Here is a 22,310-nt window from a genome sequence, read left to right on the forward strand (position 1 = left end):
CTGGCAACATACGCGGTGCGGGGGAGACGGACATGGACGGACGCACAGGATGGCGCGCGGGGATCGCCGCGCTGCTCTGCGGCATGGGCATGTTGTGGCTGGCGGCAAGGGCAGACGACGACATCGGCCTCAATGCCCGCTTGCTCGCGGCCGCCAGGGCGGGCGACGCCGCGGGCGTGCGTGCCACGCTGCAACAAGGCGCGGCGGTGGACGCGCGCAACCGCATGGGCGATACCCCATTGCTCACCGCCAGCAAGCGTGGCCTGACCGAGATGGCGCGCACGCTGGTCGATCGCGGCGCCAATGTCAGCCAGGCCAATGTGCAAGGCGTCACGCCGCTGATGGCCGCGGCCTTTGGCGGCCATGAGGAGATCGTGGCGATGCTGCTGGTGCGCCATCCTGATCTGACAGCCACGGATCGCGTCAACAAGAGCGCCATGGTCTATGCGGCAGGGGAGGGCCACGCAGGGGTGGTGCGGCAGTTGCTGGACGCTGGCGTGGACGTCAACGCCACCTACGGCAATGGGCTCACCGCGCTGATGTGGGCAGCCGGCTACGACCGGGCCGATACGGTGCGCCTGCTGCTCGCCAAAGGCGCCAGGCAGGATCTGCGCGACAATCGCGGACTGACCGCGCGCGAGATCGCGGAGCAGGTGCACGCGTCGAAGGTGGCGAGCTTGCTGGACGCGCCGCGCTGAGCGCGTTGTTTCCGGCGCGACAGGCCCGGCAGCCGATGCCGGCATGGCCCCCTGTCTTGCCGGCATTCCGCCACCGCCTCGTCAGACCGCCGCACGCCGCCGTGCTGGCGGCGCCGGGAAGGCGCCCGCATCCGCGCGCGTAGTTGGACCAAAGTCCAATATCTGCGGTCTTCCAACTGTCATAGTCTTAATCGAGCGTCGAATCAGGTGGGGCCCTGCGGTGCCTGTATGGGGAATTTCGCCATGAGCAAAGTCAAACCGTTCGTCGCAGTGGTTGATGACGACGAATCGGTGCGTCGTGCCATCAAGCGGCTTTTGCGCTCCATCGGGCTGTCATCGGAAACGTTCAAAGCCGGGGACGAGTTCCTGGATATGTTCGATTCCATTCCGTCATATCGCCCAGGCTGCGTCGTGCTCGATGTGCAGATGCCCGGCCTGAACGGGCTTGAGGTCCAGCGGCGGCTCGCGGGCAGCGGCATCCCGGTGATCTTCATCACGGCACATGACGAAGCCGGTGTCCGAGAGCAGGCATTGGCGGCTGGAGCGGCAGCCTATCTGCGCAAGCCGTTTAACGATGAAATCCTTATCAAGGCCGTGCGCACGGCCATCGATCCGACTTCCGAGGGGTGAGGAACGCGAACCGGCTTCGAGCGCCCGGCGAGCGGCTATTGGACCAAGGTCCAATTGCTTTAGCGGGACCCGGATATCACTATGGATGTGACCCGGAAAGAATCTCAGGTGGGAATGCGCTTTACGCCATGTCGTAGTTTTCTGAATGGAGCACGCATCATGATCAAGTACCTTCGGCTCATTCTCGCGATTCCGGTCTTGCTGGTCGCGGTAGCCTGTTCGACCCAGCAGACGTCTACCGTGGGCAATGACCCGCAACTGGAAGCGGCCGCGCGTGCGGCCCTGACAAAGCTGAATGAGGCGAATCCTAGGACCAAGAACCTCCTGACCGCGGCGAAGGGGGTTATCGTGTTCCCCGACATCGTGAAAGCGGGCTTCCTCGTGGGCGCGCAAGGCGGCAACGGCGTGATGTTTGCCCCGGATGGCAGGGTGCTGGGCTACTACAACGCCACGGCGGTCTCGTATGGCCTGCAGGCAGGCGCCCAGACCTTCTCACTGGCAATGTTCTTCATGAACGACAAGGCCTTGAGCGATCTCAATGATAGTGACGGGTTGTCGGTCGGCGTTGGGCCGAGCGTTGTCGTGGTGGATGAGGGCGTTGCAAAATCCATGACCAGCCAAAACCTGACATCGGACGTCTACGCCTTCATCTATGGGCAGCAGGGATTGATGGCCGGCCTCGGCTTGCAAGGTCAGAAGATCACAAAGCTCAGTCGCTGAGGCGGATCATGGCGCCCGTTCAGTCGGGGCTCCACTTTCAGCAAGCGCGCGTCGTGTCTGTTCAGTGCGGCGCGCGTTAGCTGCGCGCGAACGACAGACGAGTGCGCCGTTTGGTCAGGAAGTATTGGGGAGTTCCACGCCATGCTACGAATGCAGCGAGTCTCAACCAGCCTGATCGCGTGGATGCTGGCATTCGGTGCTGCCGCGCAGCAGCCCATTATCTATCCGGCAAAAGGGCAGAGTCAGCAGAAGCAAAACTCGGATACGGCCGAGTGTCAGCAGTGGGCGAAGCAGAATACGGGGGTGGATCCAGTGGCCATTGCGCAGCAATCCGGTCAGCCGAGCGCCCCGCAGCAACAAGGCGGCCGGGCCAGGGGGGCAGCGGGCGGCGCGGCGGTAGGCGCAGCGGTGGGTGCGATCGCGGGCGATGCCGGCAAGGGTGCGGCGGCTGGCGCGGTCACAGGGACCGTGGTCGGCGGCACGCGCCAGCGCCGCAGCAACCAGGCCGCGGCAGAACAGCAGCAAGCGGGCCAGCAGCAGGCTTCTCAGCAGATGGCGACATTCAACCGGGCGGTGGCGGCATGCATGACGGGCCGGGGATACACAGTGCAGTAGAGCAGTAGAGGGCAGGGCGGGGTAGAGGGCAGGGCCGGAGAGTTGGGGATCCACAGATGACGACGAAACCAAGGCGAACCGCGTTTGCGACCGCATGGCGCAGTTACGCGGCGACTATCGCGCTCGACAAGATCCTCAGTCCAATGGCGCTGACGCTGAATCGGGAGGACGCGCTTGTGTTGTTTGGCTACGGCATGCCGCCGTAGCTGGCCGCGGATCTGGCTTGCTTGCGTTGTGTTCCAGGAGTCCGAGTTCCCAATGGGAGACTCAAATGGTGATCTCACCTTCGCGGATCGTAAACGTCGGTTGCAGGCACGCGCGCAACCGTGCCTGCCTGCTGGCCACGTTTGCCGGTGCGACTTTAGTGCTGCTTGCCGGCTGCCATAAGCCGGCGAACGAGTTGCCGCGCACGACAATCGAAGTGACGGTCGCAACTGTCGCGCAGCGTGATACGCCGGTCGAGTTCGAGTTCACCGCCCAGACGCAGAGCTCGCGCGAGGTCGAGATTCGCGCACGCGTCGATGGCTTCTTGGAGAAACGCGTCTATACCGAGGGCGCGCTGGTGCATGCCGGGGAGACGCTCTTCCTGATGGATGCCAAGCCATTCGAAGCGGCGCTCCAGTCGGCAAAGGGCCAGCTTGCGCAGCAGCAGGCCAGGCTCACCGTGACCAAGGCCAATCTGGCTCGCGTGGTTCCGCTAGCCGCCCAGAACGCTCTCAGCCAGAAGGACCTTGACAACGCGACGGGCAACGAGAAGGAGGCCGAGGCCGCCGTGATCGCGGCACAAGGCCAGGTCCGCACCGCGGAACTCAACCTGAGCTACACGACGATCAAGTCGCCGCTCATGGGTTTGTCGAGCTTCGCAAGGCAGCAGGACGGCAGCTACGTGACCGCGGCCGCGACGGGCTTGCTAACCTACGTCTACCAGCTTGACCCCATGTGGGTGAACTTCAGCATTTCCGAGAACGAGTTGCTGTCCTACCGCGACCAGGCCGCGAAAGGCCAGTTGCGGTTTCCCCCCAACAACGATTTCGAGGTCACGGTCGTGCTTGCCGATGGCAACCTGTTCCCGGGCCGCGGCCATATCAACTTCACCAATCCGGCATTCAACACGCAAACCGGAACCTTCCTCGTGCGGGCCTCGTTCGCCAACCCGCAAGGCACCCTGCGCCCAGGGCAGTTCGTGCGCGCACGGGTTGCCGGCGCGGTGCGCCCAAATGCGATTCTCGTGCCTCGACGTGCCGTGTTGCAGGGCTCCAAGAGCCATTTCGTCTGGACCGTCGATAAAGATTCGAAAGGCCATCAACGGGTTGTCGAAGTCGGAGAGTGGAACGGCGATGACTGGTTCATCAATGCGGGCCTGAAAGCCGGTGAGCGGATCGTCGTCGACGGCGCCATTCGCGTTGTCGCCGACACGCCGCTGAAAATCACCCAGGCGCCCGCTCAGAAGGCCGCCGCCGATACGCCGCGCAGCGAAGAGAAAAACCTGTCGCAGCGCCAGTCTGACATTACCGCGACGAACTGACCGGGCAGGCGAAATGAACATCTCCCATTTCTGCATTGACCGGCCGATCTTCGCGTCGGTCATTTCGATCGTGATCACGCTCGGCGGCGCGCTGGCGATGTTCAACCTGCCCATCGCGCAGTATCCTGACATTACGCCGCCCCAGATCACGGTTTCCGCCACGTACCCCGGCGCGACCGGGGACGTGGTCGCAAACAATGTTGCCGCGCCAATCGAGCAGCAGGTCAATGGCGCGGACAATATGATCTACATGAACTCGTCGAGTTCATCGACCGGCAACTTCACGCTTAACGTTTTTTTCGAGATCGGCACCAACCCCGAGCTTGCCCAGGTCGATGTGCAGAACCGGGTGAACCTGGCGCTGCCGCAACTGCCTTCGTCGGTTCAGGCGCAAGGCATCCAGGTGCAGAAGAAATCCTCGGCGTTCATGATGGTGATCGCCATCTATTCGCCCAGCGAACGTTACGACTCAACCTACATCGCCAACTACACCAACATCTACGTGCTGGATGCGCTAAAGCGCATATCCGGCGCCAATCAGTCGAGCATCTTCGGCACGCCTGACTACGCGATGCGTATCTGGCTCAAGCCTGACCGCATGGCGCAGCTCGGGATCACGGCTTCCGACGTGCAGAAGGCCGTCGCCAACCAGAACCAGCAGTTCGCGGTCGGCAGCATCGGCCAGTCGCCAACCGGCACGGCAGTCGAGCAGTCATTCGCGGTAACCACCACTGGCCGCCTGAGCAGTCCGGCCGAGTTCGACAACATTATCCTGCGCGCGGCAAGCGGCGACGCCGCGATCGTGCGCCTCAAGGACATCGGCCGCGCCGAACTCGGCAGCAAGGACTATTCGATCCGCAGCAAGTTCCAGGGCAAGCCGGCGACGGTCATCGCCGTTTATCAGCAGCCGGGCGCCAATGCGCTCGACGTGTCCAACCAGGTGCGAAAGACGCTGGCGGAGATGAAGAAGTCGTTTCCGGAAGGGCTTGAGTACGAAATCGCGATGGACACGACCGAGTTCACCCGCGCGTCGATCTCGGACGTCATTCACACCTTCTTCGAAGCGCTCGTGCTGGTGGTGATCGTCGTGTTCGTATTCCTGCAGAGCTTGCGCGCCACCTTGATCCCGGTGCTGGCGGTGCCCGTGTCGATTGTCGGTACCTGCATGGGCATGATGGCGCTGGGATTTTCGATCAACATGCTGACCTTGTTCGGCATGGTGCTCGCGATCGGCATCGTGGTGGACGATGCCATCGTGGTGATCGAGAACGTCGAACGGAACATGACCGTCCACAAGCTGAATCCGAAGGACGCCGCCAAACGGGCCATGGACGAAGTCACGGGACCGGTGATCGCGATCGTGCTTGTGCTGTGCGCGGTATTCGTGCCGGTGGCATTCCTTTCGGGCATCACCGGGCAACTGTACAAGCAGTTCGCCATCACCATTGCGATATCGGTGGTGCTGTCGGGGGTGGTTGCTCTCACGCTGTCGCCTGCGCTGGCGGCACTGCTGCTGAAGGAGGGGCATCATGAAAAGAAGGGCTTCTTCAGGTGGTTCGAGAATGCCTTCGGGCGGATGACCGCTGGCTATACGAACATGGTGAAGATGGTCATCAAGCGCTCCGTGGTGGCGCTGGTGCTGTTCGTCGGCATGATCGCGCTCGCGGTTGTCATGACGCGGTCGATCCCGACTTCGTTTCTGCCGCCGGAGGACCAGGGCTACCTGCTCGGCGCGGTGATCATGCCGGACGCGGCGAGCCTGGACCGCACCGGGGCGGTTTCCCAGCACGTCACCGACTACTTCATGAAGCAGCCGGCCGTGGGCAGCGTCACGATAGTCGACGGATATAGCCTGCTCGACAGCCAGAACAAGAATAACGCTGGGGCGTTCTTTATCGGATTCAAGAGCTTCGACGAGCGCTACAAATTCGCCAATATCAAGACGCAGAATGCGCGCGCCGTACTGATCGACGCCTACGAGCAACTCTCCAAGGTGAAAGAAGGGATCATCCTGCCGGTCAATCCGCCGTCGATCCCGGGGTTAGGTACGACCGGCGGCACGGAGATGTGGATCCAGAGCAAAGGCGACGGTACCATCCCGCAACTCGCGGGCGTGGTGGATGACTACATGGCCAAGGCGAAGCAGCGGCCCGAACTGGCCCGTGTCACGTCGACCTTCAATGCGTCGTCTCAGCAACTGCTGGTCAACGTGGACCGTGAAAGGGCGGAAACCCTGGGGGTGCCGGTCGAGGAAGTGTACAGCGCGATGCAGACCATGTTCGGCTCGCTGTACGTCTCGCAGTTCAATCGTTCGAGCCGGCTGTGGCAGGTTATCCTGCAAGCAGAGCCATCCTATCGGCTCAAGCCCGAGGATCTCGACCAGATCTTCGTGCGCGGCAAGACCGGCAATATGGTCCCGCTAAATGCCGTGGTGACCACCAAGTTCGTCACTGGTCCGGATCTGGTGACGCGTTTCAATAATTTTCCGGCGGTCAAGATTACCGCCAATGCGGCCCCGGGATACAGTTCGGGGCAGGTCCTTTCCGCGCTTGCGGAAGTTGCCGACGAGGTGATGCCCGCCGACTACGGCGTGGGGTGGAGCGGCGAGGCCTTCGAAGCCAGGCAGGCCGGCACCTCATCGACGCTTGTGTTTGTGTTTGGCCTGATCATGGTGTTCCTGATTCTCGCCGCGCAATACGAGAAGTGGAGCTTGCCGGTGGGCGTGCTGATGGCGGTGCCGTTCGCGGTCTTCGGCGCGTTGCTTGCCATCCTGCTGCGCGGCCTCGAGAACGACGTGTACTTCCAGATCGGTCTGACGATGCTGGTTGCGCTGGCGGCCAAGAACGCGATCCTGATCTTCGAGTTTGCCGTGCTGAACCGGGAACAGGGCGAGTCGGTCTACGACGCCGCTGTCACGGCGGCGACCGAACGGCTGCGTCCGATCGTAATGACCTCCCTTGCCTTCATTCTGGGCTGCGTGCCGCTGGCGATTGCGCTCGGCGCTTCGGCGAACAGCCGGCATTCGATCGGCACCGGCGTCATTGGCGGCATGCTCGGCGCGACGGTGATCGCAGTGTTCTTCATTCCGATGTTCTTCTACGTGCTCGAAACGATGTCGGAAAAGAAGGGCGGAGGCAAGAAGACTCCCGGTCCGGAAGGCGGCGCACCCGGCGAGCCGGCTCCAGGCTCTTTTGGGTCGGGATCGGGCGGCCCGACGGCCACGCCATCCGCCAGACGCGAGGACGAATGACATGCGCACTTCGGCTCTTTCGCTAATGGCTTTGCTGATGCTCGGCGGCTGCCTGCTCGGGCCGAACTACCAGCGGCCGGCCGTCGACACGCCGCCCGCCTTCCGTTTTGCCGAGGGGGATGCGCAGGATGTCGTCAATACGACATGGTGGGTGCAGTTCGAGGATCCGGCGCTCAACGATCTGATCGCGACGGCGCTGGCCGAGAACAAGGACGTGAAGATCGCGGCGGCGCGCGTCGAACAGTTTCTCGGGCAATTCCAGAGCACGCGCTCGGCGTTGTTCCCGCAACTCGGCGCAGGCGCCGCGGCACAGCGTGAGGGCGTGCCGCTAGGGGCGTTGGCATTGCCGTCCGGTGTCGGGCCGGTTTTCAACCAGTTCCAGGCGACGCTCTCCGCAGCATGGGAGATCGATGTCTTCGGCAGGCTGCGCCGTCAGACGGAATCCGCCAGGGCGAGCCTGCTGGCGAGCGAGGAAGGGCGGCGCGCGACGATCCTGACGCTGGTGGCTTCCGTGGCGTCGTCATACGTGAACCTGCTCTCGCTCGACCGGCAACTGGAAATCGCCAAGGCGACCGTGGCAAGCCGGGCAGATTCGGTGCATGTATTCGAGCTGCGCTACAAGGGTGGGGAAGTGTCGCAGATGGAACTGGCGCAGAGCCAGTCCGAGTACGAGGCCTCGCTGTCGACGATTCCGCAGATCGAACTCCAGATTGCGCAACAGGAGGATGCACTATCCATCCTCCTGGGACAGAACCCGCAACCGATCCTGCGCGACCGCAAGCTGGACGACCTGGTGTTGCCATTGGTCCCGGCCGGGCTGCCATCCGAATTGCTTGAGCGCCGCCCCGACCTGCGGCAGGCAGAGCAGGACCTGATCGCCGCCAACGCACTGATTGGCGCGGCGCGCGCGCTCTACTTCCCGTCAATCTCGCTGACCGGCGTGTTCGGCACGGCGAGCACCCAGTTCTCGCAGCTCTTCACCAGCCCCGCCAGGCTGTGGTCTTACGCCGGCTCGGTGACGGTGCCGATCTTCACCGCGGGCAACATCAGCGGCCAGGTCAAGCAGGCCGAGGCGCTGCAGCAACAGGCGCTGTTCGCGTACCAGAAGGCGATCCAGGTGGCTTTCCAGGAGGTCGCGGACTCGCTGGTGTCGCTGCAGAAGACGCGCGAGAAGCTCGTCGTGCAGGGCCGCCAGGTCGATGCCCTGGCGACCTACGCACGGCTCGCACGGTTGCGCTACGAGGGCGGATATACAAGCTACATTGAAGTGCTGGATGCCGAACGCAGCCTCTTCAACGCGCAACTGAGTTACGCGCAAGCGCAAGGGACGGTCTTTACCTCAAGCGTGAATCTCTATAAGGCGATGGGTGGCGGCTGGGTGGTCGACGCCGAACGCATGACCTCGGTGGTGTATGGCGACGGCAGGAGGTCCGTCCCGCCGGACGCGTCGCCTTCCGGCACCAGCAAGTCGCTGCCATGACAGCGGCGCGCCTGATCGCCTGCCACGAGTGCGATCTGCTTCAGCGCGAGACGGCGTTGCCGAGCGCCGGCGTCGCGCGCTGCCGGCGTTGCGGCGCGGAACTCTATCGAAGCCGCCCGGCGAGCCTCGATCGCGCGCTTGCATTGACGCTCGCGGCGATCGTGCTGTTCGTCGTGGCGAACATGTTTCCGGTGGTGGGCTTGTCGGTGAACGGCGACCTCGTCCAGACGACGCTGTTCGGCGCGGTCCGGATCCTCTATCGCGACGGTATGTGGCCGCTCGCCGGTCTCGTGTTCGTCACCACGCTCATGATGCCGCTGCTGAGAATGCTGGCAATGACGTATCTCTTGCTACCGCTGCGGCTGCAACGGTTGCCGCGCCGGCCCGACGTGGGGTTTCGCATCCTGGAACTGGCGGCGCCCTGGGGCATGACCGAAGTCCTGATCCTCGGCATGCTGGTCGCTCTGGTCAAACTCGCGCATATCGCCACCGTGGTGACCGGCGTCGCCATGTGGGCATTCGGGGCAGTGATGCTCCTGCTCGCCGCCGCTGCCTCCACGTTCGACGTTCGCGATCTGTGGGCCCGGATTGATGCGGCGTCGCACGCAAGGGGAAGGGGCGTGATCGCTGCCTCCGCCACCACGGCGGCCCGCGCGGGCCTGCTGGTCTGCCACAGCTGCGGACTGTTGTCGCGGCCGGCTCCTCATGCCCATGAAGGCAGCTGCCCGCGTTGCGGCACGCATCTTCACTTTCGCAAGCCGGCCAGCATCGCCCGCACCTGGGCGTTCCTGATTGCAGCGATGATCCTGTATATCCCGGCCAACTTGCTGCCCGTGATGGACACAAGTTCGCTCTTCGGCTCGGAGGAGGATACGATCCTGAGCGGTGTGGTCTACCTCTGGACCTCCGGTGCCCGGTTGCTGGCGTGCGTGGTCTTCATCGCGAGTATCGCGGTGCCGATGCTCAAGATCATTGCCATGCTGTTTCTCGTCGGTTCGGCTCAGTCCCACTCGCGGTGGCTGCGTGGGTGGCGGACGCGCATCTATCGTCTGGTGGAAATCGTCGGGCGCTGGTCGATGCTCGACATCTACGTCATCACGCTTCTGGTTGCGCTGGTGCAGTTCAGTTCACTGGCCACGATCAAGGCCGGCCCCGCCTCGGTGGCGTTTGGCGCGGTGGTGGTGCTGACGATGTTTGCCGCGATGTCGTTCGACCCGCGCTTGATCTGGGATGCCGTGGAGAAGGATCGTGGCCAATCCTCCTGAACAAAACGACGAACCCAGCTCGCCTGACTTTCCCGAGGCGGTCGTCACGCAGCACTCGCGCTGGCGCCTGCAACTTGTCTGGCTGGTACCCCTCATCGCGGTGCTGATCGGCGGCTGGCTTGCGGTGCAGGCGATCCTCCAGAAAGGCCCGACCATCACCATCAGCTTCAACACCGGCGAAGGTCTCGACGCGGGAAAGACCAAGATCAAGTACAAGGATGTGGAAATCGGCATCGTCAAGAGCGTCACCCTGTCAAAGGACCACCGCGGCGTCATTGCAAGCGCTGAACTGGCCAAGGACGCGACGGATTTGCTGGTCGACGACACCCGCTTCTGGGTGGTACGGCCGCGCATCTCGGGCGGGACGGTATCGGGCCTGGGTACGCTGTTGTCCGGCTCGTATATCGGCACGGATGTCGGCACCCAGGCCAAGGCACGGCGCGACTTCGTCGGTCTCGAGACCCCGCCTGTCTTCGCAAAGGACGTCCCCGGGCGGGAGTTCGTGCTCAAGAGCGAGGACATGGGCTCGCTCGACATCGGAACCCCCGTGTTCTTCAGGCGCCTGCAGGTCGGCCAGATTTCTTCCTACACCATGGACCCCGACGGAAACGGTGTCACGCTGCGGGTATTTATCAACGCACCCTACGACAAGTACGTGCATGACAATACGCGCTTCTGGCACGCAAGCGGCGTCGATGTGTCGCTCGATACAAGCGGTGTGAAGGTCAATACGCAATCGATGGTTGCGATCCTCATTGGCGGGGTCGCGTTTCAAGCCCCTGATGATGCAGAGAGTGGGCCGCAGGCCGAGGCCAACGCCCAATTCGACTTGTTCCGCGATCGTGCGGAGGCGATGAAGCGCCATGACAAAATTGTCGAGACATTCGTGCTGAGCTTCAAGGAGTCGGTACGAGGGCTGACGATCGGCGCGCCTGTCGATTTCCGCGGCATCGTGGTGGGCGAGGTGACAGGCATATATACGCGCTTCGACCGGGAGAAGAAGGAATTCAGCATTCCGGTCGAGGTGCGCCTATATCCGGAGCGCTTCACGTCGCGCTACGAATCGGGAGTCAAGGGCAAGGGCGGCAGGCTCACGGACAACCCTCACGCGCTCGCCATCTGGCTGGTTGAACATGGCTTCCGTGGACAGCTGAGAACCGGAAACCTGCTGACCGGGCAGCTCTACGTCGCACTGGATTTCTTCCCTGCGGCTCCCAAGGCGACGGTGGACTGGGACGCCAAGCCTCCGGAATTGCCGACAGTTCCTGGTGGCCTGCAGTCGCTTCAGGATTCAATCGCAAGCCTGGTTGCCAAGCTCAACAAGGTGCCGTTCGAGGGCATTGGGAAAGATGTCCGCGTGACCTTGCAGAATGTGGACAAGCTGCTCAAGACGCTTGACACGGAAGTGGCGCCGGATGCGCGCGCCGCGATCGTTTCCGCGCGCACTGCTCTCGACTCGGCCAACACTGCGATGCAGCCGGACTCGGCGCTGATACAGAGCACCGCCGATACGATGCGGGAATTGTCTCGCACGGCGGCATCGCTTCGCGCTCTCGCTGACTATCTCGAGCGCCATCCGGAAGCGCTGATTCGCGGCAAGACGGAGGACAAGAAGTGATACGCTCTCTTCTTCTGACAGCTGCGGTACTTGCGGCTTCGGTGCTCGGCGGTTGCGCGAGTTCGCCTCAGGCGGCTTTCTATACTCTGAGTCCGGAGCGAGCAATCTCGCCCGTTGACACCGGTGTTGCGCCCCTTGCTGTCACAATCGGGCTGGTGGCGGTGCCGGAGATTGTCGACCGCCCACAACTGGTGTTGCGGGTCAATGCGACGCAGGTAAGGATCGACGAGTTCGCGCGCTGGGCCGAGCCGCTGAAGAGCCAGGTTGTGAACGTGATGGCTGCAGACCTGGCCCAGCTCCTTCCCGGTGCGCGTGTTTCAGGCTATCCGCAATGGGCGGACCGGGCGACGGCGTATCAGGTCGCGGTCGACATCCAGCGCTTCGATTCCGCACCGGGCGATGCGGCGACAGTCTCGGTGTTGTGGCTGGTGCGGCCGCCAAAACAGGGAACGCCGGTGAGCGGCCGGAGTATCGTGAGCGAGCCTGCCGGCGCTCCTGGTTACGATGCGCTCGTCGCCGCGCACAGCCGGGCGCTGGCCGCGGTCTGCCGTGATATTGCCGCGGCGATCCGCTCGACGGGTGGAGAGTGACCTCCGGGATGGGGCGTCGGCGGCATGGAACCGATCAGGGATCCGGCTTTTCCGCGAGCCGCCTTTTTCTTTTGTGCGGAAGGCGCTCGCCCAGCGATTCATAGATTGGCGGACAGCGCAGCACGATGGGGACGACCATCGCGGTGAAGCAGGCTGTGAGCATGGGCAACAGCAATGTGAAGCTCGCCGTCATCTCCGTCACCAGGACGATGCCGGTGATCGGGGCGCGCACCACGGCCGCAAAGAAGGCCGCCATGGCGACCACGGCGAACGCGCCCGGAGAAGCGGCCACGCCCGGGAACCAGTGAATACAGATCCTGCCGAATACGAGGCCCGTCTGCGCGCCCAGAACGAGCATCGGCGCGAACAGGCCGCCTGGCGTCCCCGCGGCGTACGATACGGCGCCGAGGCCGAAGCGGATCAGGAACACCAGCGCGATGCCGGAAAGCGCGCCCGTTCCGGCGAGCGCGCGCTGTGTGATTGCGTCGCCGCCACCCACCACGTCCGGAGCAAACCACGCAAGTAGTCCGACCCCGGCTCCGACAAGCGCGGCGCGCGCTTCGGCCGGCCAGCGGGCGAGCCCATCGGCTGAGGCTAGCGCCCAGAGGATCGCGCGGCAATAGGCGACACCTGCAAGGCCGACGACCACGCCGAGCGCAAGGTGCGCCGGGACCGTTCCGGTTCCGGGAAATGGCTGTGCTGCCAGCTGGAAATCCGGCAGATCGCCGTGGAACAGCCGCGCCACCGCTATGGCGCCCGCCGACGCGCCGAGCGCAGCGATGGCCGTGCGCGTCTCGAACCGGCGCATCAGTTCTTCGAGGACGAACACCGCGCCGGCGATCGGCGCATTGAACGCAGTCGCCAGTCCAGCCCCCGCGCCAGCCGCGAGCAGAACCCTGCAGTCGTCCGCGTTGCGGCGAACCAGTGTCCCGAGCAGGTGGGCGATCGATGCACCCATTTGCACGGTCGGGCCTTCGCGTCCCAGGGCCAGCCCCGCGCCGATGGCGAGCACGCCGCCCAAGAACTTGACCGGGATGAGCGCGAGGGGCGCGGCGGGCTGGTCGGCGCCCAGCACGGCCTCGACGTGAGGGATGCCGCTGCCGCTCGCCTCGGGTGCAAAACGCCTGACGAGCCATGCCGCCAGGGCGGTCGAGAAAGCGGCGGCGGACACGACGAGGACCGGCCCGATGACGTGCCCTTGTGCCCATGCAACAAACAGGCCGCGTAGTCTGTCCGCATGCTCAAGTGCTAACCGGAAGAGCGTCCCCAGCAGTCCGGTGGCCGCTCCCGCGATGAGGGAAGCGATCGCAAGCGTGATCAGCCCGCCGCGCTGTTGGTCGACATCGGTGCTGGTCATGATCTACGCACGCGCCATGGCCGTTAGCGTGGGTAACGGCAGCGAAAGCGCAGCGGCGAACGATCTACGACGGTGTGCACGCACCAAATAGTACGAACACGTCTTCGCGGTTCACCAGCGTCGCGGACATGGAGCCGGTCTTGGTGTCGAGCGCAATGCTCCAGCCGTAGCCCAGCTCCGTGCCGATAAGAAGCAACTGCCCGCTGCTCGGCTCCATGAAGCGGATGTCGGTGGAGCGCTGCGGTCCGGATACGGTCTTCTTTGCGAAATTGATTCTCATGAACTGCGGCGCCCCCAGGATCGCGGGGAGCGTTCGATAGCAGACTTCCCCGATATCGCAGAAGTGCGCGTCGACGGTGGCGCACAAGAGCGGCTTGCTGCCGTCGAAGTCCGCGGCGAACACCCATGCAGGCGTTGCGCAAACAAAGGTAGCGAGCGCGGTTGCCCGTAATGTCTTCAGCATGGCTCTTCCTCCTGCTTGTCGTGAGCCGGCGAGCGAAAAAAAACAACGGACTGGCGGGCCGGCACACCGACGACGCTGGCACGATCCCTACCCGACCGTATAGCCACGGCCAGTCATGCATGCCGCCACCGCACGGTTGTATGTCGAAAGCTGGCCCGACGCCTGCTGCTGCATGCCTTGTTGCTGCATGTCCATTTGCTGTTGTTCGCGCCGCATACGCATGCCGGATCCCATCGTGCCGACGAGCGCGCCGATCGCGGCTCCCTCGCCCCAGTGGCCGCCCGCAGCCCCGCCAATCACGGTTCCGAACAATGCGCCACCCCCGGCGCCGCGGAAGAGCCGGCCTTGCTGCTGTTGAGGTGGCGGACTGTTGGCCATGCGCTCCGCGAGCGCGACAGGATTGACGCCGGTGGTTTGCTGCGCCCACGACTGGCATTCGCCGGTATCGGACTGCTGGCGCTCCGGACTCTGTCCCCTGGCGGGGTAGATGATGGGCTGCTGCGCCGCTGCGGCCGATGCCAGCGACGCGATTGCCAGGCCGATCAGAGTTCGAGCAGTTCGCTGCATGGCTCCAGGTTCCGGGTGTCTTTCGCTACGGCATCGCCACCCGATTGATCAGGAGTGGTGGGCCGCTCATCTCGTGCAGAGGCGGCTGGTGGCTGCAGGACGCGCATACGCATTGATGCGCCCACGATGCTTCGCGGTTCGCCACGGCTGCAGGTAGTATTGGGTTCGCCGGCGTTCAAAGGCAATTGGACCTTGGTCCAATAGAGTCCCGGCGCGGCGGACTCTCCTGCATCGTTCACGATGGGTTCGCGCCGGACCCTTCGCCCGCGACCCGTAGCGACACCAGCCGCGCGAGCACGATGGCCGGATAGAGCTGGCCGATCAGCGCCTCAAGAATCGCAAGCGCCCGCGCAGGAGGGGCGACCGGCGTGATGTCGCCATAGCCCACCGTCGTCAGCGTGACAAAGCTGAAGTAGAGCCAGATCGAGTGATCCGGGGGCGCGTTGGCGTCCGGGATTCCGGCATAGGCGCCGGGAACGTGAATGCTGATGAGCTGATCGGCTTCCGCCCAGACGACGCCGATCAGAATATAGAGGGCGACGGCGCCCAGGACCCGGTCGGATGTCACTCTGCCGGGGCCGAACACCTTGATCCCGATGACGATGCCAAGAAGGCCGAGTGAAACGAGCGCCGTTTCGCCGAGCAGCCCTGGCATGTTGCCCGACGGAAAGAGCCATCCCGTCCAGCGGACCAGGATGGCCGCACTGGCGACCAGCGCGACCATCAGAAACTGCAGGCGGTGGTCCGATACCGCCGCCACCCCGGTCAGGAGAATCAGCGACAGGAGCATGTCCCGCATGAACCGCGTGTATATGCTGTTTGGCGAGACAGAAAACGGGATGACGAACACGAGCAGCAAGAGCAGGACCAGGAGAGTGATCATGCTGCCGACGCGCAGTTGCGCGGCATGCTCGTGCCACCATCGCGCATGTGCCATAGCCGCTCCCATCCGCATCGGAAGCCGGCGCTGCCTCGCTGGCGGCGATGCACAGTCTCGACGCATTGCGCAATGAAGCTACCACCACTGAGGGACCGGCACTATGGGACCTTGGTCCAATTGCGTCATGCCGCGCGGGGAGCAAGATATGGCTGGGTGCCTCTTTTCCAATGCCGCTCCGTCGCCGCGCGTGCCATCGCTATGTGTCGTGCCAGCCATCCGGGGAGCGTACCGTGTGAGGCAGCGGGAATCCCTGTGGATCGGGGGCAAGGCCAGGTCCGCCGGGCCGCACTGGCCGTGGGTACCGCTGTGGATACCCACGGGCGCCGTGCTCATGACCACATGCGGAGGGTTGAAGCATGAACCACCTCGTCATCGCCCTGATCGTGTTCGTGTGTGTATTCGGCAGTTCGCTGGTCGGCATGGGCGCGCGCGCCGTACTGCCGCCACACCACCTCAGCGATCAGTCCATCAGTGTTGTCAAAATGGCGACCGGCCTGATCGCAACGATGGCCGCGCTGGTGCTCGGGTTGCTGGTATCGTCGGCAAAGGGCACGTTTGACACCACCAGCGCCGAGCTTGTGCAGAATTCCGCCAGCGTCATCCACCTCGATCGCATACTGGCCAAGTATGGACCGGAAGCGCGGGAGGTCCGGGGCTTGCTCAAGAGCATCTACACGGAAAAGGTCCAGATCCTCGAGTCCGGAGACGCGGCACAGCTGAGGAGCCTGGGTAACGCCGAGGCGGTCGGCAAGCTGGAAGAGTTTCAGCGCGTGCTGGAGGCACTGGCGCCCCGCGATGACCAGCAGCGTCAACTGAAGGCGCAAGCCCTCCAGATTGTCGATAACGTGTTTGCCGCGCGCTGGCTGGCGTTGCTGCAGACGAAGGCTACGATCCCGATATCCCTGCTGATCGTGCTGGTGCTCTGGCTCTCCATCGTGTTCGGCACCTTTGGCATGTTCGCCGACCGCAACGGGACCATCATTGCCGCCTTGATGATGTGCGCGCTATCGACTTCAGGGGCGATTTTCCTGATCGAGGAGATGAGCACGCCGCTCAACGGCATGGTCACCGTGTCGCTTGCGCCCATGCGCGACGCGCTCGCCCATCTCGGCCGGTAGTTCAGCAGGTCGGCAGGTCAGCGGTCGAACCACCGGTATTGAAGCGTGATGGAAAAGGTCTGGAAGTTGCCACCGACGCTCGCTGTCAGCCCGCGCGACCAGGCGAGCTTGGCGGACCATTGCGCCGCAAACGGAACGGACAGCGTGGCGCCGTAGCGTACGCTGCGTTGCAAATCCTGGTCCTGGACGCCATTTACGCTTGTCCGGCCGCCCGTGAAGTACGTCACGTCGGTAGCGAGCCAAAGCCCGGGCCGCCAGTTATAGCCCCCATGCCACTGGAGTACGGGAAGCGGATCCTGGCTGCGGCGCCGGCCGCCGAAGAAATCGTTGTTGTCGGTGAAGAACCACACGCCCGCCATTCCCTCCACGAACCAGTTGCCGATCGGCTGGGACAGCCCGATCTCTGGTTTGAATGCCCAGCGGTTCGAACCGACGTTGACCAGCCGCGACGGCAGGTACTGTCCGGTCGGCGCGACCACGCTCAGGCTGGCGCCGAGAGAAGCGGTGGGGTTGCGCCGCGCGAATTGCTCCGGCGTGAGAGCCTCGCCGCCCAGGAGAATCACGGCCAATCTCATCCTGAGGTCGCCCATGCCTGACCGGTAGGCGTGCCCCGGCACGCCCTCGACGTTGCCGGTCAGGTTCGCGTTGGCGTATGGAACCAGCACGGCGACGCTCGCCGTCCGTCCCGCAATCCCGAAGCTATGGGAGTAACCGGTTGCGTAGGCATTGATCGTGGCTTGCAGGTCGGTCACCGGCAGCGAAGGATCGAGCAGTACCTCGCCGCTCGATCGCGCATAGTTGACCAGCAGGAAGTTCGTTCCGACCGGCACGGCGGAATAGGCGCGCGGCTCCATTTCCTGTGCGGGCGAGGTGGCTGCCCAGATGAGGAGCATGCCGGCGCTCGCGTACCGGAGGCGTCGCACGGCGTGTGCCGTCAAGCGTGCACAGGCCGCACGGCCCTTGCGTGCATTAGCCGACTTGGATCGGGGGCATGACGAATCGATCGGCATGTGTTTGGCGGATGCCCGGGACGCTGCCGGAAATGGCCTACTCTGTAGTACAGGACGAGTTGGCGCGAGGTGTTTGTGCCGGCCATAACGAGGGGTAGCCATGAGAATTCTAGCTCTGTTGGCATGCGTGATGCTTTGTTCGAACGCGTTTGCCGAATGCACCACGAACGCGCGTGGTGTTGTCGATTGCAACAATGGTGAATCGGCTGGTGCGTATAACCGGAACACGGGTAACGCCGTCGCATCCGAAAAAAATCAGAATGGCGTGGCGACGACTGAGACGAGCAAGGGTGGAGAGGCCAAGACCAAGAATGGCAAGGGCGTATACACAAGTCCGAGCGGGAAGACATGTGCCAAGACTGCCCGTCATCAGGGATGCAACTGAATATTCACGGATGGGGGCAGGCCCGGCAGGTGCTGTCATGCGGCCGTGACTGACTCGGGGCTCCGGGGCAGGTGAGGGGGCGGAAGCTGGATGCCGGCCTTATCGGTGACCCGCACCAGTTCCGCCAGCGAGTGTGCCTCCATCTTCTTCATCACGCGGGCACGGTGGACCTTGATGGTCTTTTCGGCGGTGCCCAGTTCGCATGCCATTTGCTTGTTCAGGCGGCCTTCGACCACCAGCGCCAGCACTTCCCGCTCGCGCGGCGTGAGCCGCTCGATACGATTTTGAATCGATTCGATTTCGATGCGGCTCGCGAGCGCTTGCGACGCGCTCCCCAATGCGGATTCGATGGCATTGAGCAGGTCGGTATCGCTGACCGGCTTCACCAGGAAGTCGGTCGCGCCCGCCTTCATCGCGCTGACGCTCATCGGGATATCGCCGTGTCCGGTGAGGAAGATGATCGACAGCGGCATGCCCGCTCCGCGCAATTCACGCTGAAACTCCAGTCCGTTCAAGTCGGGCAGTTGCACGTCGAGTACCAGGCAGGCGTTGTAGTCCGCGGGCGGACCGCATTCGAGGTACGCACGGAACTCGAGCGCCGATCCGAACCCTTCGGCCCGGTAGCCTGCGGAGCGGATCAGGCGCGTCAACGCCCGGCGCACTGCGTCGTCGTCATCCACCACGAAGACGGTTGGTTTGGCGTGGTTCATGGTCGTTGTCCGGAGTGAATTGGCTCGGTCTCGGCGGAGATGGGCAAGGTGAAATGGAAGGTGGCGCCCCGGCCAGTGTTGTTTTCCGCCCAGATACGGCCCCCATGCATTTCAACAATGGTGCGGCTGATCGAGAGCCCGAGCCCGAGCCCGTCGCGCTTCGACGTATAAAACGGCTTGAAGAGCTTGTCCAGCTTGTCGGCGGCGAGGCCGGGCCCGCGATCGCGCACCGAGACGCGCACCATGCCGGCACCATCGAGCGCGGCGTCCACCACGATCTCGCGATCGTGGGCCGAGCGGGACTCCGTCGCGTGGAAGGCGTTAAGCAACAAGTTCAGCACGACCTGTTGCACCTGGACGCTGTCGCCCTGCACGGGGGGCAGTCCGGGATCGATGTTCAGCAGCACGCGGATGCCGCGCACTATCGCGTCGCTGTGCACCAGCAGGACCACGTCGCCGATGACGCGGGCAAGGCTTAGGGGCGCCGCCTCGAGTTCGCCTTTCTTGACGAGCGCACGGATCCTGCGAAGCACTTCACTCGCGCGGTGGTTGTCCTCGACCAGGTCCCGCAGGATCTCGCGCACTTCGGCAAGATTGATCGGCTGCGTCGCCATGAATCGCTGGGCTGCCTGCGCGTTGCTCAGGATGGCCGTGAGCGGCTGGTTCAATTCGTGCGCGAGCGAACTTGCCAGTTCTCCGAGCGTGGAGACGCGCGTCAGGTGGGCGAGCTCCTGCCTGTTGCGCTGCAGTTCGTACCGCTCTGTCCGGTCAATGATGACTGTCAGCGTAAGCGGGTCGCCGTCGGACGAAGCGCGATTGGCTGTGATTTCCGCCGGGAATTCGGTGCCATCCTTGCGCCGCGCGAACAGGTCACGCGTAGCGCCTATCGCCCGGGCCCGCGGCGCGTCCACAGTGTCGGCACGGCGGGTGGGATCGGGGTCGCCCTGCAATCCAGGAATGAGCGCGTCCACGCTAGCGCCGATCAGCTCATCCTGGCGATAGCCGAAGAGCGTTTCCACGCCGGCATTGGCCAGCACGATCCGGCCATGCGCATTCGTCATCAGTATGGCGAACGGCAGCAGTTCCAGCGTGCAGCGCAATGTCTCGTCGCGGGAGCTTTCAGGAAGATCGCCGCTTGCTTGCGTGAGGACATCATGCGGCTCAAGGTGAACGCCGATTCGCCGGAACCGCTCGGCGGCCGCGAGGCGCGCGCGGATGGGGCGCCAGCTCTGCCGCCAGGACTGGCGAGATCCTGGCGCCTCGCGAGGGCACGGCTGTTCCGCGGGCGCTCCTGCGGCCTGCTGCTCCCGGGTTGCGTTGGCGATACCGGTGACACGGGCGCGCAGGAAGTCAAAAGTAAAAGGAAAAGGCCGGTGCGGCGGCTTTGCGGCGCCGAGACCCGGGGTGATCGGCGCATCCCTGGTAGCGGGTGCCTGGCGGTCGCGCGCGCGCCGGAACTGCAACATCAGCAGCAGTGCGATGAGTGCAGCCTCCAGGACGGCAGCGGTGTGAACGATGGTCATGGCGCCGTGCTCCCCTGTCAGTGGTTCGCGCGGCCTGCGCGAACCCGCTGCCGTCGGCAAGCCGGCGAGCAGACGAGCAACTCAGCGCGCATGCGGTCGAATCTGGCGGTTGCACCGTTGCAACAAGGTGCTCGTTACCGGACATCTCCGCTGGGCCATGAAGCGAACCTGTCCCATACCCCTCTTTGATTTCTTGCGCATTGCGTTCCTGAAACACGACGCAATTCCGTTTCTGCTGGCGGATACTGGCTTGCGACAGGGCGCCGGAGTGAGTGAAACATCACTGGCGGCCCGGGCAAACCGGTTATCAAGTGGCATATGGGCAAAAAAAGTTTAGGCGCTGTCGTCCCTTTGTAAAAGGCATTAGTCTCGATTGCGGACGTTACGAAAGCGGTTTTACCCAAATGGGTGAGGCCAGCCGGATGCGCGAATTCCCGGTCGGATGGGACCAAGGTCCAATTGCCGTCGTATTGCACGCGGACTATTTTTCCAGTTGAGTGGTATTTGGCAGGCGGCATGCGCCGCCTCTCAGCCTCTCGCGCCAGCATTTGCGACGGCGAGCCGTGCCGGAGCCAAGGCGCCAGGCTGTGCGCACGGTCTTGAGAGCGGCGCTGTCGCCGCGGGTGATGCACGCCTTGATCCCACCACGTCTCACCACCGGCTCCATTCCCCGGGAACCATCATGGCGCAGCCAAACAAAGCGACCCCTTCGGATGCAGCCGCGCTCGCGGGAAAGTTCGACCATACGGTTCTTGTCCTGCAAGGCGGCGGCGCGCTGGGCGCGTACCAGGCGGGCATCTTCGCGGGATTCGCCGACTGCGGCCTGATGCCTGACTGGGTTGCCGGCGTTTCGATCGGGGCGATCAATGCCGCGCTGATCGCCGGCAATGCGCCGGAGCGCCGCGTGGAGCGCCTGAGCGAATTCTGGGACAGGATGTCGGCGCATGCGCCATTTATTCCACCTGCCTACCTGGACCCGTGGCGTCCGATGCTGAATGCCTTCAGCGCGGCATCCTCGGTAACGTTCGGGGTTCCTGGCTTCTTCACGCCACGGGTTCCCCCGCCTTTCCTGGCACCCGACGGCAGCATTGAAGCCCTGAGTTTCTATGACACACGGCCGCTCAAGGCAACACTCGAGAAACTGGTCGACTTCGACCTGATCAACCGCAAGGATGTGCGGCTCTCGCTGGGTTCGGTCAACCTGCGCTCGGGGAACTCGGTCTATTTCGACAACGCGCAGATGCAGATCGGGCCCGAGCACGTGATGGCGAGCGGTGCGCTGCCACCGGGATTCCCGCCAGTGGAGGTGGACGGGGAGCTGTACTGGGATGGCGGCATCGTTTCGAACTCGCCGCTGTGGTACATCGTCGACGAGAACTTCCGGTTGGGGGCGCTGGTCTTGCAGGTCGATGTATTCAGCGGAGCGGGCGAGATGCCGCAGAATCTGCGGCAGGTCCAGGAGCGAGTCAAGGACATCCAGTATGCAAGCAAGACGCGCTTCAACACGACACGCGTCAGGGAAATCGAAGGCCTTCGCGGCGCACTGCGCCGTGTCATCGACAAATTGCCCAAGGCGCTACAGTCGGATCCGGATGTGGAGCGGCTCACGGCGATCAGCACGCGCGGCACCGTCGCGCTGCTGCATTTCATCAACCGGCACAACACGCAATCCTCCGATTTCAAGGACTACGAATTCTCGCGCGCCACGGTGACCGACCTGTGGAACGGCGGGCTTGAGGACGCACGCCGCGCCGTCGCCAGTCCGAAGTGGAAGGAAGCGTTGGCGCTTACCAGCGGGATCGGCATTTACGACATGACCTCGTAGCGCCCCGTCAACAGGAACACA

At 63.8% G+C, this 22,310-nt stretch carries 20 protein-coding genes; 13 read left to right on the top strand and 7 right to left on the bottom strand.

The features are described 5' to 3' along the window. Positions 1 to 32: 32 nt before the first annotated feature. The 11 genes from ACZY0R_RS20910 (at position 33) to ACZY0R_RS20960 (ending at position 12,391) form a co-directional block, all read left to right on the top strand. Positions 33 to 698: an ankyrin repeat domain-containing protein gene (locus ACZY0R_RS20910; protein WP_488860894.1), complete on the top strand. Its 666-nt coding sequence runs from the start codon at positions 33 to 35 to the stop codon at positions 696 to 698. Between the two features lie 243 nt (positions 699 to 941). Continuing rightward, positions 942 to 1,328 carry a response regulator transcription factor gene (locus tag ACZY0R_RS20915; RefSeq protein WP_488860896.1) on the top strand — a complete coding sequence of 129 codons (387 nt, stop codon included), beginning with the start codon at positions 942 to 944 and terminating at the stop codon, positions 1,326 to 1,328. A gap of 159 nt (positions 1,329 to 1,487) precedes the next feature. Continuing rightward, positions 1,488 to 2,048, top strand: a complete 561-nt coding sequence (locus ACZY0R_RS20920) for a lipid-binding SYLF domain-containing protein (RefSeq protein WP_488860898.1) — start codon at positions 1,488 to 1,490, stop codon at positions 2,046 to 2,048. Between the two features lie 183 nt (positions 2,049 to 2,231). Then, entirely contained in the window at positions 2,232 to 2,663 is a 432-nt protein-coding gene (locus tag ACZY0R_RS20925; RefSeq protein ID WP_488860900.1) for a YMGG-like glycine zipper-containing protein, read from the top strand. A 56-nt stretch (positions 2,664 to 2,719) separates the two neighbouring features. Further along, the gene (locus ACZY0R_RS20930; RefSeq protein WP_156177132.1) at positions 2,720 to 2,869 is read left to right on the top strand and encodes a hypothetical protein; all 150 of its coding nucleotides are present in this window, start codon (positions 2,720 to 2,722) and stop codon (positions 2,867 to 2,869) included. A 65-nt stretch (positions 2,870 to 2,934) separates the two neighbouring features. Continuing rightward, the gene (locus ACZY0R_RS20935; RefSeq protein ID WP_488860902.1) at positions 2,935 to 4,188 is read left to right on the top strand and encodes an efflux RND transporter periplasmic adaptor subunit; all 1,254 of its coding nucleotides are present in this window, start codon (positions 2,935 to 2,937) and stop codon (positions 4,186 to 4,188) included. Between the two features lie 13 nt (positions 4,189 to 4,201). Further along, positions 4,202 to 7,438 (top strand): efflux RND transporter permease subunit, encoded by a 3,237-nt coding sequence (locus ACZY0R_RS20940; protein ID WP_488860904.1) that lies wholly within the window; start codon positions 4,202 to 4,204, stop codon positions 7,436 to 7,438. A 1-nt stretch (position 7,439) separates the two neighbouring features. Next, positions 7,440 to 8,918: an efflux transporter outer membrane subunit gene (locus tag ACZY0R_RS20945; protein WP_488860906.1), complete on the top strand. Its 1,479-nt coding sequence runs from the start codon at positions 7,440 to 7,442 to the stop codon at positions 8,916 to 8,918. Further along, positions 8,915 to 10,183: a paraquat-inducible protein A gene (locus tag ACZY0R_RS20950; RefSeq protein WP_488860908.1), complete on the top strand. Its 1,269-nt coding sequence runs from the start codon at positions 8,915 to 8,917 to the stop codon at positions 10,181 to 10,183. The genes ACZY0R_RS20945 and ACZY0R_RS20950 overlap by 4 nt, the downstream gene beginning before the upstream one ends. Next, positions 10,149 to 11,801, top strand: coding sequence for a PqiB family protein (locus ACZY0R_RS20955; RefSeq protein ID WP_488860910.1), 1,653 nt, complete (start codon positions 10,149 to 10,151; stop codon positions 11,799 to 11,801). Before ACZY0R_RS20950 ends, ACZY0R_RS20955 begins: the two co-directional genes overlap by 35 nt. Continuing rightward, a complete protein-coding gene (locus tag ACZY0R_RS20960) occupies positions 11,798 to 12,391 on the top strand; it encodes a PqiC family protein (protein ID WP_488860912.1) in 594 nt (197 codons plus the stop codon). Before ACZY0R_RS20955 ends, ACZY0R_RS20960 begins: the two co-directional genes overlap by 4 nt. A gap of 34 nt (positions 12,392 to 12,425) precedes the next feature. On the opposite strand, the gene clcA is transcribed toward ACZY0R_RS20960, so the two are convergent. The 4 genes from clcA to ACZY0R_RS20980 form a co-directional block, all read right to left on the bottom strand. After that, positions 12,426 to 13,748 (bottom strand): H(+)/Cl(-) exchange transporter ClcA, encoded by a 1,323-nt coding sequence (gene clcA, locus ACZY0R_RS20965; protein ID WP_488860914.1) that lies wholly within the window; start codon positions 13,746 to 13,748, stop codon positions 12,426 to 12,428. A 64-nt stretch (positions 13,749 to 13,812) separates the two neighbouring features. Next, positions 13,813 to 14,211, bottom strand: a complete 399-nt coding sequence (locus ACZY0R_RS20970) for a hypothetical protein (protein WP_488860916.1) — start codon at positions 14,209 to 14,211, stop codon at positions 13,813 to 13,815. Between the two features lie 87 nt (positions 14,212 to 14,298). Beyond that, positions 14,299 to 14,778, bottom strand: a complete 480-nt coding sequence (locus tag ACZY0R_RS20975) for a glycine zipper family protein (protein WP_488860918.1) — start codon at positions 14,776 to 14,778, stop codon at positions 14,299 to 14,301. Between the two features lie 235 nt (positions 14,779 to 15,013). Continuing rightward, positions 15,014 to 15,715 (bottom strand): potassium channel family protein, encoded by a 702-nt coding sequence (locus ACZY0R_RS20980; RefSeq protein ID WP_488860920.1) that lies wholly within the window; start codon positions 15,713 to 15,715, stop codon positions 15,014 to 15,016. 359 nt (positions 15,716 to 16,074) lie between these two features. Here ACZY0R_RS20980 and ACZY0R_RS20985 point away from each other — a divergent pair, with 359 nt between their 5' ends. Further along, a complete protein-coding gene (locus tag ACZY0R_RS20985; RefSeq protein WP_488860922.1) occupies positions 16,075 to 16,836 on the top strand; it encodes a bestrophin-like domain in 762 nt (253 codons plus the stop codon). Positions 16,837 to 16,853: 17 nt separating this feature from the next. On the opposite strand, the gene ACZY0R_RS20990 is transcribed toward ACZY0R_RS20985, so the two are convergent. The 3 genes from ACZY0R_RS20990 to ACZY0R_RS21000 form a co-directional block, all read right to left on the bottom strand. After that, positions 16,854 to 17,729, bottom strand: coding sequence for a transporter (locus tag ACZY0R_RS20990; RefSeq protein WP_045238678.1), 876 nt, complete (start codon positions 17,727 to 17,729; stop codon positions 16,854 to 16,856). 537 nt (positions 17,730 to 18,266) lie between these two features. Then, the gene (locus ACZY0R_RS20995; protein WP_488860924.1) at positions 18,267 to 18,941 is read right to left on the bottom strand and encodes a response regulator transcription factor; all 675 of its coding nucleotides are present in this window, start codon (positions 18,939 to 18,941) and stop codon (positions 18,267 to 18,269) included. After that, positions 18,938 to 20,464 (bottom strand): sensor histidine kinase, encoded by a 1,527-nt coding sequence (locus ACZY0R_RS21000; RefSeq protein ID WP_488860926.1) that lies wholly within the window; start codon positions 20,462 to 20,464, stop codon positions 18,938 to 18,940. The genes ACZY0R_RS20995 and ACZY0R_RS21000 overlap by 4 nt, the downstream gene beginning before the upstream one ends. A 682-nt stretch (positions 20,465 to 21,146) precedes the next feature. Here ACZY0R_RS21000 and ACZY0R_RS21005 point away from each other — a divergent pair. Beyond that, positions 21,147 to 22,289 carry a patatin-like phospholipase family protein gene (locus tag ACZY0R_RS21005; RefSeq protein WP_488860928.1) on the top strand — a complete coding sequence of 381 codons (1,143 nt, stop codon included), beginning with the start codon at positions 21,147 to 21,149 and terminating at the stop codon, positions 22,287 to 22,289. The last annotated feature ends 21 nt before the right edge of the window (positions 22,290 to 22,310 follow it).

It is taken from the genome of Cupriavidus sp. F041, from assembly GCF_057814235.1.